Source organism: Candidatus Sericytochromatia bacterium (assembly GCA_035285325.1).
Classification (GTDB): Bacteria; Cyanobacteriota; Sericytochromatia; order S15B-MN24; family JAQBPE01; genus JAYKJB01.
Genome location: JAYKJB010000102.1, coordinates 36,121 through 50,068, shown reverse-complemented (window position 1 = coordinate 50,068; position 13,948 = coordinate 36,121). Strand labels below are relative to the sequence as shown.

16 protein-coding genes and 1 pseudogene are annotated in these 13,948 nt (G+C 63.6%); 1 reads left to right on the top strand and 16 read right to left on the bottom strand.

Going from position 1 to position 13,948, the window contains the following annotated elements:
- Together VKP62_13155 and VKP62_13150 are read right to left on the bottom strand one after the other, a co-directional pair.
- The coding region (locus tag VKP62_13155; protein ID MEB3198141.1) for a flagellar biosynthesis protein FlhA at window positions 1-1,120 on the bottom strand (1,120 nt) is incomplete at its 3' end.
- A 103-nt stretch (window positions 1,121-1,223) separates the two neighbouring features.
- Window positions 1,224-2,231 carry an LIM domain-containing protein gene (locus VKP62_13150; GenBank protein MEB3198140.1) on the bottom strand — a complete coding sequence of 336 codons (1,008 nt, stop codon included), beginning with the start codon at window positions 2,229-2,231 and terminating at the stop codon, window positions 1,224-1,226.
- 99 nt (window positions 2,232-2,330) lie between these two features.
- Here VKP62_13150 and VKP62_13145 point away from each other — a divergent pair, with 99 nt between their 5' ends.
- Window positions 2,331-2,756 carry a hypothetical protein gene (locus VKP62_13145; protein ID MEB3198139.1) on the top strand — a complete coding sequence of 142 codons (426 nt, stop codon included), beginning with the start codon at window positions 2,331-2,333 and terminating at the stop codon, window positions 2,754-2,756.
- A 49-nt stretch (window positions 2,757-2,805) separates the two neighbouring features.
- Here VKP62_13145 and flhB read toward each other — a convergent pair whose 3' ends face one another.
- The 14 genes and pseudogenes from flhB to VKP62_13075 all read right to left on the bottom strand — a co-directional run bounded on the left by flhB (window position 2,806) and on the right by VKP62_13075 (window position 13,945).
- Complete coding sequence (flhB, locus tag VKP62_13140) at window positions 2,806-3,942, bottom strand: flagellar biosynthesis protein FlhB (protein MEB3198138.1); 1,137 nt, start codon at window positions 3,940-3,942, stop codon at window positions 2,806-2,808.
- 20 nt (window positions 3,943-3,962) lie between these two features.
- Entirely contained in the window at window positions 3,963-4,748 is a 786-nt protein-coding gene (gene fliR, locus VKP62_13135; GenBank protein ID MEB3198137.1) for a flagellar biosynthetic protein FliR, read from the bottom strand.
- A gap of 13 nt (window positions 4,749-4,761) precedes the next feature.
- Window positions 4,762-5,031, bottom strand: coding sequence for a flagellar biosynthesis protein FliQ (gene fliQ, locus VKP62_13130; GenBank protein ID MEB3198136.1), 270 nt, complete (start codon window positions 5,029-5,031; stop codon window positions 4,762-4,764).
- 16 nt (window positions 5,032-5,047) lie between these two features.
- Window positions 5,048-5,752 carry a flagellar type III secretion system pore protein FliP gene (fliP, locus tag VKP62_13125; GenBank protein MEB3198135.1) on the bottom strand — a complete coding sequence of 235 codons (705 nt, stop codon included), beginning with the start codon at window positions 5,750-5,752 and terminating at the stop codon, window positions 5,048-5,050.
- A gap of 47 nt (window positions 5,753-5,799) precedes the next feature.
- Window positions 5,800-6,600 (bottom strand): flagellar biosynthetic protein FliO, encoded by an 801-nt coding sequence (locus VKP62_13120; protein MEB3198134.1) that lies wholly within the window; start codon window positions 6,598-6,600, stop codon window positions 5,800-5,802.
- 242 nt (window positions 6,601-6,842) lie between these two features.
- Window positions 6,843-7,193: pseudogene (locus VKP62_13115) on the bottom strand (response regulator).
- A 46-nt stretch (window positions 7,194-7,239) separates the two neighbouring features.
- Window positions 7,240-8,463, bottom strand: coding sequence for a flagellar motor switch phosphatase FliY (gene fliY / locus VKP62_13110; GenBank protein MEB3198133.1), 1,224 nt, complete (start codon window positions 8,461-8,463; stop codon window positions 7,240-7,242).
- Window positions 8,460-9,461, bottom strand: a complete 1,002-nt coding sequence (gene fliM, locus VKP62_13105) for a flagellar motor switch protein FliM (protein MEB3198132.1) — start codon at window positions 9,459-9,461, stop codon at window positions 8,460-8,462. The genes fliY and fliM overlap by 4 nt, the downstream gene beginning before the upstream one ends.
- Window positions 9,462-9,519: 58 nt before the next feature.
- A complete protein-coding gene (locus tag VKP62_13100; GenBank protein ID MEB3198131.1) occupies window positions 9,520-10,224 on the bottom strand; it encodes a flagellar basal body-associated FliL family protein in 705 nt (234 codons plus the stop codon).
- A 91-nt stretch (window positions 10,225-10,315) separates the two neighbouring features.
- Complete coding sequence (locus tag VKP62_13095; GenBank protein MEB3198130.1) at window positions 10,316-11,059, bottom strand: OmpA family protein; 744 nt, start codon at window positions 11,057-11,059, stop codon at window positions 10,316-10,318.
- 18 nt (window positions 11,060-11,077) lie between these two features.
- Complete coding sequence (locus VKP62_13090) at window positions 11,078-11,869, bottom strand: motility protein A (GenBank protein ID MEB3198129.1); 792 nt, start codon at window positions 11,867-11,869, stop codon at window positions 11,078-11,080.
- 47 nt (window positions 11,870-11,916) lie between these two features.
- Complete coding sequence (locus VKP62_13085) at window positions 11,917-12,126, bottom strand: flagellar FlbD family protein (GenBank protein ID MEB3198128.1); 210 nt, start codon at window positions 12,124-12,126, stop codon at window positions 11,917-11,919.
- Complete coding sequence (locus tag VKP62_13080) at window positions 12,123-12,428, bottom strand: EscU/YscU/HrcU family type III secretion system export apparatus switch protein (GenBank protein ID MEB3198127.1); 306 nt, start codon at window positions 12,426-12,428, stop codon at window positions 12,123-12,125. Before VKP62_13080 ends, VKP62_13085 begins: the two co-directional genes overlap by 4 nt.
- 2 nt (window positions 12,429-12,430) lie before the next feature.
- Window positions 12,431-13,945 (bottom strand): flagellar hook-length control protein FliK, encoded by a 1,515-nt coding sequence (locus tag VKP62_13075; GenBank protein ID MEB3198126.1) that lies wholly within the window; start codon window positions 13,943-13,945, stop codon window positions 12,431-12,433.
- Window positions 13,946-13,948 lie beyond the last annotated feature (3 nt).

The following is a 13,948-nucleotide window of genomic DNA, read 5'->3' as shown; positions in this document are numbered from 1 at the left end:
CGTAGCCGATCTCGAGTTCCATCTGGTCGATGGCCAGGTAGTTCTCGATGCGGTCCTCCTCAGGAGCACGGGCCGCCTGGGGCTTGGGGGTCTCGGCCTCCAGCTTTTCTTGCTGCTGCGCCCGGGTCTTGCCGTAGGCCACCGCTGCCGTTCCCACTGCCAGCAGGAAGAAGGGCAGGTGCGGCAGCCCCGGCACCAGCGCCAACCCGCCCATGACCACCGCCGACACATACAAGGCCGAAGGCGACTGGGTGAGCTGGCCCGTGATTTCTTCGCCCAGGTTGGCTTTCGAGGCCGCCCGTGTCACGATGATGCCTGCTGCCGTCGAGATCATGAGCGACGGGATCTGTCCCACCAGGCCGTCACCGATGGTGAGGTGGGTGAAGGTCTCCAGACTCGTGAGGGCGTCCATGTCGAGCATCAGCATGCCCACCACGAACCCGCCCACGATGTTCACCAGCGTGATCACGATGCCGGCCACGGCATCGCCCCGCACGAACTTGGAGGCACCGTCCATGGCTCCGAAGAAATCGGATTCGCGGGCGATGTCGGAACGGCGCTTCTTGGCTTCGGCTTCGTCGATGATGCCGGCGTTGAGGTCGGCGTCGACGGCCATCTGCTTGCCGGGCATGGCGTCCAAGGTGAAGCGGGCGGCGACTTCGGAAATGCGCCCCGCGCCGCTCGTCACCACGATGAACTGGATCACGATCAGAATGATGAAGATGACCACGCCCACCGCATAGTTGCCCCCCACCACGAAGGTGCCGAAGGCCTCGATCACGCGACCGGCCTCGGCGTTCAGCAGCACGAGACGGGTGGTGGCCACGTTCAAAGCCAGGCGGAAAAGCGTCAGGATCAGCAATAAGGACGGAAACGTGCTGAATTCGAGGGGACGCTGCACGTACAGGCTGACCATGAGCATGGTCAGCGCCAGGGTGATGTTGGTGACCAGCAGCAGGTCGAGCAGCGGCGATGGCAGTGGCACCACCATCATGCCCACCACCAGCACCATCGCGACGGCGAGCACGAAGTCGCCGGACCTCAGGAACTGGGCAAGCCCGACAGGTTGTGCCGGGTTGATGTTCGCGGCCATGGTGGAGGTGTACCCTTCAGCGTTCAATCAGCACGGGGCTTCCAGGCCTTTTCCAGGCCTGCCCGAGAGGAACATAACACGGCCCCCCCCACGCAAACTGTGAGCAAAGTCCAGCCGCCGGGCGTCGCGCTCAAAACCAGGGAAAGTCGCGACTGCGCTGCAAGACCGTGAGCAGGGTGTCGAAGCCCTTGCTGTCGACCAGCCGCTTGACCCGTCGAAAGCCCTGACCGTAAGCGGGATGCGGGTCCCGCATGAGGGCTTCGATATGGTATTGCGCGAGGGCGTCATTTTTCTCCAGATGAACACGGTAGCTCATGTAGTTGCAGGCTCCCTCCTCCAGTTCAAAGCTGTGGGGTGGACAGCGGTGAAAGTTCCACACGTGCATCAACTCGTGCGCGGCCGTGGCCTCGAGCCAGTGCAGCGGAAGTCCGTGAAGCAGGAAGATCGAGGCCCTGCGATGACGTGTTTCACGTCCATGACGCTCCCAGTGCATCTGGGCCACCCCACTGACGCTCTTGATGCCCGCGTGACTGCGCCCGAGCAACTGGCCCAGGCGATGGCGATCCACCATCCCGACGGGAACCGCCACGTCACGCAGATCGATGCCCCAGCCAGCCATGCGGCCCTTCATCCCCTCGACCACGCGTTGAACGTCGCCCTCGCGCTGCACGGCCGTGCGATGACACTGGCGACAGATCGCGCGCCCATCGGGATAGCGCACGCCTCCGCCGCCGATCGCATCGTGGCAGAGCCGGCTGCAATACTGGCAGGTGGCGTATTCCCGTGTGTGCTCCGCGTGATAGACGTGACCCCAGTGGTCCTTGACCCACGTCCCGACGATCGCTCGGCGACACACCACACAGTGCTGGGCAAGATGCTTGCCGTAACAGGCGACATGCACCGGCTTGCCACGGTGTTCCACGTAGCGATCGAGCACGGGCTGGGTACAGATCTCACAGCGCGGGGCGTAATGGGCCGCAAAGCAGGTCGGGTCCAGAAACGTCCCCTCGTGAGCGTGATACTGACCGATGATGACCGCGCGACAATGGCGACAGCGAAAATGTTCGGGATGAAAGGTCAGGCGCCCGACGCGAAGGTAGCGTCCCTGAATGGGCTCGCGACAATCAGCGCAAATCATGGCCGCCCCTGAGACGTCTCATCTGCTCGTTCCGTTCTGTCGAAGCCGCCCGCGCCCGGCGCTGGAGCCCCTGCTGCCCACACAGAGGACATAGCAGAGATGGACCTGAAAATCAGCGGGACCCTGTTCAATTCTTCGGGCGGGGGCCAGGGAGGCTTTTATTTCGGCCGCGGCCAGAAGGACGGCGAAAATCAGGAGGAAGAGGAGCCGGAGGCCCCCGCGCCGGGCGCAGCCTCGCAAGACCAGGTCCGCTTCTCCGCAGAGGCTCTGGGGCGTGACGCCGAAAAGCTGACTACCCGCATCCCCTCTCGCCTGACCCTGCCGCCCCGGCCCGAACTTGAACCCGTCCCGGCGGAAGAGGCGACCGAACGGGAGTGGCGGCGCCTGGAAGCCGAACTGCTGGGCAAATTGAAGGTGCTCGATTTCGCGGTCACGCGATTCGAGACGGCCTTCGCCAGCCGGTTTCACGCGGAGGTGGGCGAAGTCTCGATTCCGCGCTTCACGCCCAGCGAGGGCACGGGCTGAACGCCGCCGCTGGCCTACAATTACAGTCACCTCGCCACCTCGCGGGGCCTCAACGTCCCTGAGCCGTCGTTTCGAACAGATCCGCCGGCATCTGCAGGCCACTGCCTGCCGTCGGCAGGGCGTGCCCACGGGAATTGAGCTTCTGCACCATCACCAGAATTTCGGCCACTGCGGCGTAGAGATCTTCTGGAATCTCGTCTTGAATCTCGAGTCGTCGGTACAGTTCACGGGCCAGTGGGACATTTTCAATCATCGGAACACCCGCTTCGGCGGCGATGGTCTTGATGCGTTGCGCGATCAGGTCGAGCCCCTTCGCCACCACCACCGGCGCCACCATACTGTCACGGTCATACTTCAGCGCGACCGCCACGTGGGTCGGGTTGGTCACGACCACGGTCGCGGAGGGCACATCGGCCATCATCCGACGCCGCGCTGCCTCTCGCTGCGCACGGCGGATCCGGCCCCGCACGATCGGATCACCTTCACTCTGCTTGGCCTCGTCCTTGATTTCTTGCTTGGTCATGCGCAGGCCACGTTCGTACTCCCAGCGCTGGTAGAAGAAGTCCAGGGCGGCAAAGAAAACCAGCGCCAGAACGGCCCGCCAGCCGATCGTCCAGGCCAGGTCCCCGTACAACCAGGCCACGCCCTCGCGGTCCATCAGGACCGTGGCGACCAGCTGGTCGTAGCGGTCCTCGATCGTCCTGTAAGCGATGATGGCAACCACGATCATCTTCACGATCGCCTTGAGAACCTCCACCACCGAGCGAAGCGAGAGGATCCGCTTGAACCCGGCAATCGGATTGATTTTCTCGAGCGACGGCCGCAACGGCTCGGTCGTGAAGATGACGCCCACCTGAAGGTAATTGGCCACGAGACCGGCTCCCATGAGCATGAGCAGGCACGGTCCCACGATCAGGAAGAATTCCCAGCCCAGCGTGACGAACACCCGGTGCAACATCCCCACCGTCATGTCGTCCCTCGGAAAGACCGAGAAGGCTTCCCGTGCCAGATCGAGCAGGCGCGTGCCCATATCGTCGAACTGCAGGCGAATCCCCGTGATGGCCGCCAGCAGCACCACCGCTGTGTTCACGTCCATGCTGCGGGCAATGTTGCCCTTCTTGCGCGCCTCCTGCAGCCTTCGTGGAGTGGGCTTTTCGGTGCGTTCTTGCCCCCCGGATTCAGCCACGGTTCGCCATCACCTCCCTTCTAGGGCGCCAAAAACTTCAAAATCCCGCCAAAGGTCCGCTCGGTTTCCGTGGCCAGGTAGCCGGCAATCAAGGGGAACGAGAGCGCCATGGTCATGATGCCGAGGACGATCTTCACGGGGAACGAGGCCACGAAGATGTTCATCTGGGGCAGAATGCGCGCCACGATGGCCATCGCCACTTCCCCCAAGGCCAGCACCCCCAGCACCGGGGCTGAAATCATCATGGAAATCCAGAACAGATCGCTGGCCGACTTGAGTAACACCGACAAGGCCTGCTCATCGAACAGGAAAGAGCCCAAGGGAACCGATTGGAAGCTTTTCTGCAAGGCGATCAACAGCCAGTGATGGCCATCCAGCAACAGAAAAATCAGCACCCCCAAGAGCAGATAGAACTGGGCCACCACGGAAATCTGACCGCCCGCTGTCGGGTCGAAAACACTGGCCATGCTGAAGCCCATTTGCAAGCCGACCAGTTGCCCGGCAAACTGAACGGCCACGAAGAAAAGCTGGCACAGGAAGCCAATCAACAGGCCCAGCATCATTTCCGACAGGACCAGCGGCAGGATGCCCCAGATGGACTCGGTGTCTCCACGAATGGGAACCTGGGCGACCAGGGGCGAGAGCATCAGCGCAAGCAAGGCCGCCAGGCCAATCTTCACGCGCGGCGGAACATTGGCATTGCCCAGCACCGGAGCCACCAGGAAGATCGCAGAGGCCCGGACCAGCACCAACAAAAACACGGCCAGTCCTTGAGGGGGCATCTGCATCCACGCGGCGAGGTTCATCGAATGAGGTCCTTCAGCGCGCGTAGGTGGGCAGGTTCACGAGCAGGGAGGTGGTGTAGTCGATCGTCACGTTGAGCATCCAGGGCCCGAAAAAAGCCAGCGCCGCAAACACCGTGACGATCTTGGGAATGAAGGTCAGGGTCATCTCGTTGATCTGCGTGACGGCCTGGAAGACCGACACCGCCAGACCGATGATCAGGCTCAACACCAGGGTGGGCATGGCCAGTTGCAGCAGGATCCAGAGTCCCCGCTGGGTCAGTTCCAGCACGATGGCCTGTGTCATGACGCGCGCCTCCCGATCACATGAAGCTCGTGACCAGGGCACGGCTGAGCAGATGCCAGCCGTCCACCAGCACGAACAGGATGATCTTGAAGGGCAAGGAGATCACCACTGGGGGGAGCATCATCATGCCCATCGACATCAAGATGCTGGCCACGACCATATCGATGACCAGAAACGGCAGATAGATCACGAAACCGATCTGAAAAGCGGTCTTGAGTTCGCTGGTCACGAAGGCAGGGATGAGCACGTACGTGGGCACTTCCTTCGCCAGCTTGGGACGCTTGATGTTGGCCATCTTCACGAACAGGGCCAGGTCTTTTTCCCGGGTCTGACGGAACATGAACTGCCGGATCGGCGCCTCAGCCCGCGCAAACGCGACATCCTGGGAAATGGCCTTGTCCGACAGCGGCTTCCACGCGTTGGTGTAGATGTCATTGGCCACGGGCGCCATCACGAAAAAGGTCAGAAACAGCGCCAGCCCGATGACCACCTGGTTGGGGGGCATCACCTGCGTCCCGATCGCCTGACGCACGAACGACAACACGATCACGATGCGCGTGAACGCCGTCATCAACACCAGGATGGCGGGCGCCAGGCTCAGGATCGTGAGCATGGCCAGGACCTGCAAGGTCACGGAAATGTCTTGAGGCGATTCCGAGCCACTCAAGCCGATGTTGACGTTGGGCACCGGCACGGGTGCCGCCAGCGCCGGCGCCCCCATCGCAAACAACAAGGTGGCGGCCACGGCCGCTGCGGCCCAGCGCCACATCAGTCCCACCCGCCCCGGCGATTCAAGTCACTGAGGGCCCCGCGGAACATGTCGCCCCCCTGGCCTTGCACCACGCTTTCCAGATCATAGACCTGGTTGAACCCCGTGCTCTGCCCCCGACTGGCAGCCAGCAACAGCTGGACCTGTCCCGGCTCATCGATGCACGCCAGCGTGGTCAGCCCCTGGGGCGAGGCCCCCACGACCAGCAAGCGGTCGCCCCCGACACTCACCAGATGCATCGCCTGCCCGGGGCCGAGGGTGGTGGTTTCCAGCACCACCAGGTTGCGCCCCTTGGCGAGCGACAGGCCCAGGGGGCCGCCGCCGGCAGTAAGCTTGCGCAACGCAAACAGGGCAGCCAGCAACATTCCCACCACCAGCGCGAGTTTCAGTAGCATCCCACCGGTGCGATCCCACCACGGGGCATCGGCATTCAACTTGGGCTCCTCGTAATCCCTCAGCTTGAAGGGCTGGTCCTCCTGCATGTAAGCAGGCCCCGCGGGTTTGGCCTTGGCCACGGGCGGGGTAACGGCCGGCGCGACGGCGGCGGGGGGCGGGTTCATCGGAGCAGGCGGCTCCGCCGGCGGAGCCGCGCCCGGGGGAGGCGCCAGGCCGCTCGGAGGCAGTGGCGCTTGCTTCAGGCCGGCCTCGGCCGCCTGCTGCAATTCCACCGGGGCCATGACCTTCCAGCCTTCGCCCCCGTCCGCGGGCGTCTGGGCACAGACCGGAGAGGCAGCCCCCAACGCTCCCCACAGCAGGGGGAGCAGCAAGCTGACAAGAAGCGTTCGCAGACGACTCAGCACGACACGTTCGACAAAGGGGGCCGGGTGCCGCTTACCCTCCCGTGGCCGGTTTGACGCGGGCCAAGCCTGGGTCCACCGGGCTGATGAGCGACATAACGCTCATCAACATAACAAATCCGCCCTGAGAAACTTGTGACGGATACACGGACGTGGGGAGGTCAGGAAGCAGTCTCTTCCGCCACCGCGTCGTTCGCGGGGGTTTCAGCGGGCGCAGGTTCAGACTGCGACGCCTGCGATTGCGGCAAGATCTTGCGCACCGCGTCGACCACCCGGATCGCCTCAAAGGGCTTCACCACGAAATCGCGTGCGCCCTCTCGAATGGCTTCGATCACCATGTTTTGCTGCCCCATGGCGCTGCACATGATCACGCTGGCCGCGGGATGGGTGCGGCGGATCGCCTTCAAGGCCGTGATGCCGTCCATCTCCGGCATGGTGATGTCCATCAACACCAGGTCCGGCTCTTGCTCACGAAAGCGCTGGACCGCCTCCAGTCCCGTGGCAGCCTCCGCACAGACCTCGAAGCCATGTTTGAACAGGATGTCCTTGATCATCATCCGCATGAAGGCGGCATCATCGGCGATGAGAATTTTCATGGGGGCGGGCGGAGCACTCTCTGAGGGAAGCTCACCCGCGCCGCCGCTACAACTTGAGATGGTTGAAGCGTTCCTGCGGGCTCACGATTTCGGTGAGACGAATGCCAAAGCTCTCGTCGATCACGACGACCTCGCCCTTGGCGATCAACTTGCCGTTCACTAGCATGTCTACCGGTTCTCCAGCCAGCTTGTCAAGTTCGACGACCGAGCCCTTGCCGAGGTCGAGGATGTCCCGAATGGGCAGGCGCGTACGGCCCAGTTCAACCGTGACCTTGAGCGCCACGTCGAGAATCAGGTCGAGGCCGCTGATGCCCTCGCCGCTTGGCTGGCGCGTGAGAGGCGCAAACTGAGCCTGCTTGACGGCCACCGCGTCCTGCTGGGGAAAGGCCCCCGCCGCCATGGCCAGTTCCAGCGCCCCGGGTGCGGCCGCCGTCAAGCCGGCAGGCGCGAGCCCCCCAGGCAGGTCCGACAGCCCTGGCGGCAAGCCCCCCGGCGGAAGCCCGCCAGGCAGATCGGCGAGCCCTGCGGCCATGCCCCCCGACACCGCGGAGGCGGCCAGATCGTCCGCAAAGGCTTGAGGCACGGTGGCTTCTGCCACGCCTGCAGCGGCGGCCTCATCCCGTTCGGCCGCTGCTTTGGCCGCCTCGGGGTCGTCGGCAGCCAGCTGGAGAATCTGGACCATCTCACGAGCGGCCTGGTCCGGCACCAGCTCGAGCAGCTCGCTGTCGAGCAGGTTTTCGATCTTGAACTGATGCCGCACCAAGGTCAGGGCGCCGTCCGGAAAGAGCGTGGCGGCAGCGGCAAACATCGCTGGCATCTCAACGGCAATGCGCGGGGCCGAAATGCCGACGCGACGAAGCATCAAGGTGCTCAAGGTATTGGCGGCATTGCCCAATCCCTGGTTGAAGGCCTCGCCCACGGCCGAGAGGTGTTCATCTCCCAGCTCCGCGGGAGGGGTCGTGCCATCGCCTCCCATCATCAGGTCGCAGAGGATGGCCGCGTCAGTCGGTTTCAGCAAGAACAGGTGGGGGAAGGAACGCCCGATCTGGAAATCGAGCGAGACCAGCAACATGGGTTCGCCGTGTTCCTGGACGACGGACTCCCAGGCGCCGGCACGCACCTCCGCCACGGCAAACTGAACCGTCTTGTTCAGCAGCATGGACATCGTCGACGCGCTTGCCCCGAGCGCGTAATTGCTGAGATCCGAGAAGGAGGCCCGTTCGGCCTCTTCCAGCGGGCCCAGCGGGGTCGGGTTGGTGCTTTCAGTCATTCGTCATCCAGTTCTCTGTCGGCAATCACGCGGGTCAGTTGCACGGCCATCTTGTTGCGAATCAGGCCAGGGCGCCCTTTGAATTTCAGCTTGTCCGCCACCAGGACAGGCAGATCGTCATCCACGTATGAATTGAGCGGCACCACGTCGCCTACCCCCACCTTGAGAATATCGCCCACCGTCAGGTCAGCGGTGCCCAGCAACACCTGAAACGGGATTTTCGCCTGTTCAACCTTCTGTCGAATGTCACGCGCATGCTCGGGGCTCTGTTGCTGCTTGGCGAGCGTGAACATCATTTGCGAACTGATCATGTTGATGACCGGTTCAAGCACCACGTAAGGAATACAGATGGAGAGCGGTCCGGCGGACTCGCCGAATTTGGCTTCGAAGGTGATCAGCACCACCACGTCGGTCGGTGGCACAATCTGGATGAAGCGGGGGTTGGTCTCCATGGACTCCTGTTTGGGCTGCACCTTCACCACGGTGCTCCAGGCTTCCTTGAACGCTTCCAGGGCGCGCAGCAAGATGGTGCCCACCAGCGCCCGCTCGATCTCCGTGAGGTCGCGTCGCATGCGACTGACCTTGCCCGGCCCCCCCAGCATCCGGTCGATGATGGCCGAGGCGATATCGAGGTTGATCTCGAAGATGCAGTTTCCCACCAGCGGGGCGATGGAGAAGATGTTGACAATGGTAGGAGACGGCACCGAGCGAATGAACTCGTCGTAGGTCAGCTGCTCGACCGACGCCACCTCGATCTGCACCACCATGCGCAGATGGGCCGACAGCACCGTGCTGAGGATGCGCGCGAAGTTCTCGTGCATCATCGACAGGGTGCGAATGTGTTCCTTGGAAAACTTGTTCTGCCGCTTGAAGTCGTAGGCCCGGACGTTTCGCTCGCGCGCGCCCGTCTCCTCGTTCATCTTCTCGGCCGTGAGTTCTCCCGTCGACAAAGCCGACAGAAGGGCATCGATCTCATTTTGCGAGAGAATTTCTGCCATGGGGGCCGCAGGTTCCAGCGAGGGGAGAGCGTCGCGGAGGGAGTTCAGGCTTCGTCGATTAAGAGACGACGAACTCCGTGAAGAACACGTTCATGACTTCCGGCAATGGCTTCGGCGCGTGCGGATCAGCCGCAGCGTCGCCACCACCCCCACCGGCCTCCTCGGCAGGCGGTTCTTCCTCCGCGGCCGGTTTCTTTTCCGGTTCGGGAGGGGTATGGGGCGCCGCGTGGGGGTCGGGCGGCGGCGGATACATCCGCTTCAAGCCCTGATTGATGTTGTCCTTGAGCTTCTTGCGTAGCCCGATGCGACCGGCATCGGTTTTGAGTTCCTCGGCGGAGTAACCCGCAATCGTCTCGATGGCCGTGTCCTTGAAGAACGCCTCAAACTTCTCCAGCGGGTTGACGGCCTTGGCGCCGTGGCTGCCGCCGCCCCCCGTCGGCCACAGCGCCTCGTCGGCGAGGAACTGGAAGCTCACCGAGAACTTCAGAAAGCGTCCGCCCTTCAGATTGACGATCTGAGAGGTCAGGATCGGCACGGTCGGACCGGGCATGCGCGCTTTGTGCTTGTGCATCGCGGCCACGGCCTGGGCGTCCATCTGGGACTTTGCCAGCATGAAGCGCGAGACATAAAAGTGGACGCCAAGAAAGGTCGCCCCCACCGTGGTCAGCGCGAATCCCAAGCCCAACGCGATCCACTTCAGGTCGGGAGACATCCCGCCCTTCTTCTTCTCGTCTTTTCCGTCTTTTTTCAGGTTTTCTGCCATCGCATTCCGGCCTCGTCAAACGCCCAGCGCCCTCCCATCGTCGCCCGGGAAGCGGCGCCAGTCAGTGGGGTGCCTCACACCTGCAACATAACTACAGCTGGCCCGCGGGGCGCTGGCCTTTGAAATCGGTCTTCAGGATGACGATGTCGACGCGGCGATTCTTGGCGCGATTCGCGGGGCTGTCATTGGAGACTATCGGTTTGTATTCCCCGTAACCCGCTGCTGATAACCAGTTCGGCGGGATTCGATGGGCCTCGACGAAGTAGCGCACCACGCTGGTCGCGCGGGCGGTGGAGAGTTCCCAGTTGCTCGGGTACTGCCGCGTGCGGATGGGCGTGTTATCGGTGTGGCCCTCGACCAGGATGTTGCGCTTGCTCTGCTTCAGCAAACCCGCCACGCGGTGCATGATACGTACCGCTTCCGGCTTGAGATAGGCGTCGCCGGCGTCAAAGAAGGCGCTACTCGCGAGTGATACGACCAACCCTCGCTCGGTCATTTTGGTTGAAATGGCGAGTTCCCCGTCCTCGCCACGCGCCCCCTCTTCACGGGAGGCCTTTTCAATTTGTTTTTGCATCTCGATGAGCGCGAAGTCCATCGGGGTAGCGCCCCCGACCAACACGTTGGGTGAGCCATTGATAGGCGCTTCACCCGCCCCTGAGGTGATATGAAAGGCATTGCGCAGGGCGTTTTGAAGTTCGGACACCTTCCGATGTTCCGTCACCGACAGCGCGTAGAGGATCACGAAAAAGGCCATCAGCAGCGTGATGAGGTCGGCGTAAGTGAGCAACCAGCGTTCGTGGTTGGCATGTCCTCCGTGCTTTTTCTTTCTGCTCATGGACCGGGGAGGCGCTCCTCAATGCTTGTCTTTGCCGATGTGCTTGCGGTGCGAGGGGGACAGGTAGCTCTTCAGCTTCTCCTCGACAATCTGCGGATTGTCACCCGCCTGAATGGCGATGATACCAGCGATCATAATCTCACGCACGTGCATCTCTTCTTCACTGCGGCGTTTGAGCTTCTGCGCCATCGGCAGCCAGAGCAGGTTGGCCGTCCACACGCCGTAGAGCGTGGCCGTGAAGGCGACCGCAATCCCGGCGCCCATCTGTTCAATCGAGCCACCCAGGTTGCCCAGCAACGAGATCAGGCCCATCACGGTACCGATGATGCCCATGGTCGGGGCGAAGCCTCCCAGACCGTCCAGAATGGCGGCCGGAACGGCGTGACGAGACGCCAGGAAGTCCAATTCGGTCTCCAACATTTCCTTGATGGTGTCCTGGTCAAGACCGTCTGCCACCAGCTGGATGCCTTTCTGGAGGAAGGGGTCACCGGCCGCCTGCACCTCGGATTCCAGCGACAGCAGGCCCTCGCGGCGAGCCTTTTCTGCAAACCGAACCAGTTTGTTGACGATATCCGTCTCTTCAAAGCCGTTTTTCTTGAAGGACATCCCCATACAGGTGGGCAGATTCTTCAACTCGTGCATCGGGAAACCCAGCAAGGCGCAGCCTAGGGTGCCGCCCAGCACGATCAGGGCCGCGGATGGATTGAGCAAGCTCAACACGGCCATCACGTCCCAGCCGTTTTCCCAGATGTGGGCCACCAGCATCGATCCGAAGCCGACGAGCAACCCCAGTGCGGTCGAAATTTCCATGGACGTTCAACCCCTTGTTCAACGAGCGAACCAGCCGCCCGCATTGGCTAACGATTGGCGATGGCCTCCGGGCCATTCAGATAAATGGAACGCTTGTAGGCGACAATCCGGGCCACAACCTCATCCGGACTTTCCTTGACGACCAGCTTGTGGTCGGTCGTCAGGCTCAACACCGTGTCGGGCGTGGCCTCGATGGTGCTGATGAGATCCGAGTTGAGAATGAACGGTGCCCCGGTCAGGCGGGTCAAGTTGATCACGGCATTCCTCCCTTTGCGGCGGCACGCCGCGCATTGACGCGTGTGATGAAAACCAAGAGTTCCGCCACCACCGGATAGAGGTCTTCCGGGATGGCCGTGCCGATTTCAACCAGGGAGAGGGCTTCTGCCAGCTCAGGATTGGACTCGACCGGCACCCCGGCCTCGCGCGCCAACGCCACGATCCGGTCGGCTATCAGGCCTTCGCCGCGGGCCACGACGGTGGGGGCCTCGTCGATGCCGTGCTCGTAACGCAGGGCCACGGCGCGAATTTTGGCGTCTGTCGCGTCATCGGACGGAGCCATGGTCACACCTTCCGGTCGAACTGCAACACATCCCCCAGGCCAGCCACCCGCGGGCTGCCAGGCGGGAGGGAGCGAGCCAGGCGCGTGCCGACCCGGCCGGGCGAAAGGCCCAATCGGGCGATCGCCGCCTTGAACTCCTCCAGCTGCTGCTCGACGAACAAACGGTCGGCCTGGTCCGCCAGGCCGAGGGACAGGTTGAGGACCCCGTCGGACAGCGCCAGGTCCGCTTGCACCGTGCCCAGGTGCTCGGTGTCCAGCACGAAGACCAGACGGCTCACGTCCGAGGGCTCGGGGCGCGCGTTCTCCTGTGCCCTGGCGTGCACCTGCAATTCCGATTCGCCCTGCTGCCCCCCCAGTTGAGGCAGCCACAAAGGCAAGGCGAGCGGTTGCTCGGGCTGAGAGGGCGTGGGCGCGGCAGTGTGCATGAGCTGGATGTAACGAACTTCCGCAACGGCCTCGTTCAGCCGTTGCTTGAGCCCCTTGTGCTCTGGGCCCAGCGCACGGGCCAGGCCTTCAAGCAAGCTGGCGAGGTCTGGAACACGGGGCGCGGGCCCGCCCGCTCTGGTCTCAGTATGCGTCGGTACCGGCGCCCCGGACTGTGATGCGGGTACCCGCACCGGCGCCGCTGGTGGCCGTTCGACCTCTGAGACGCTTGGTTCCGCGACCGCGTCGGAAGCGGTTGCCGCCGCACCGGCAGCCGCCGGCCTCACCTCCGGACGGGCGGGCTCGGCCTTGCCGCCGTCCCCGGCGCGGAACGGGTAGACCTGAGGAACGAGGGCCTTGATCCAGGCTTCGAAATTTTTCCGAAACTCGGACACCGGGGCACTGGGGGCCGAGCCACGCAGCAACACCAGCAAGGCACGCGCCGCCTCGGCCTCCGGGGCACGCGGTGCAGCCGCACGGGCCGCCACGGCCGGCAGCAGGTCCCTCAAGATGGCGCCGAGCCTGGGCGGAGCCTCCGGCATTTCGCGGGCGGCCAGCAGGGCGATGGTCGGTGGCGTCAGGGCCACCCCGGCTCGCTGCAACAGCGCCGCGGCGGCCGTTTCTCTGGGCCCAGCCTGTTCAAATGGCCTCAGCGCGGCCAGCAGGCGCAGGGCCGAGGCGCGGTCGAGGGAGCCATCGCGGGCAATCAGGATCCGTGCCACCAGGCGACTGCGGTCGTCGACCGGCAAGCCGGCTTCCCGCAGAAACGTGTCGATGGCTGCCTCGGGGAGCTTGGGCGTGTGGCCGTCCTGCGGCGCGCTGGCCTGGATGGCCAGCCGGATCATGCCGTCTTTCAGCATCTCGACCCGCACGAACAGCTTGTCGCCGACATTCAATGCCGTGTGGGCTTCCGCCACGACTCGCTCGCCCGCAATGTCCAGCGTCGCCTCGCCGCCGGCGGCGGCGATCACGCGCGCCTCGACGACCTGATTGTTCTGCAGGGTGTTGGGGTTGGTCGTGGTCGGGGTGGGTTGCTCGGCCTGGCTCCCCACCACGACGCTGTGTCTGGAAAAATCGATGCCGCGGATGAACACGGC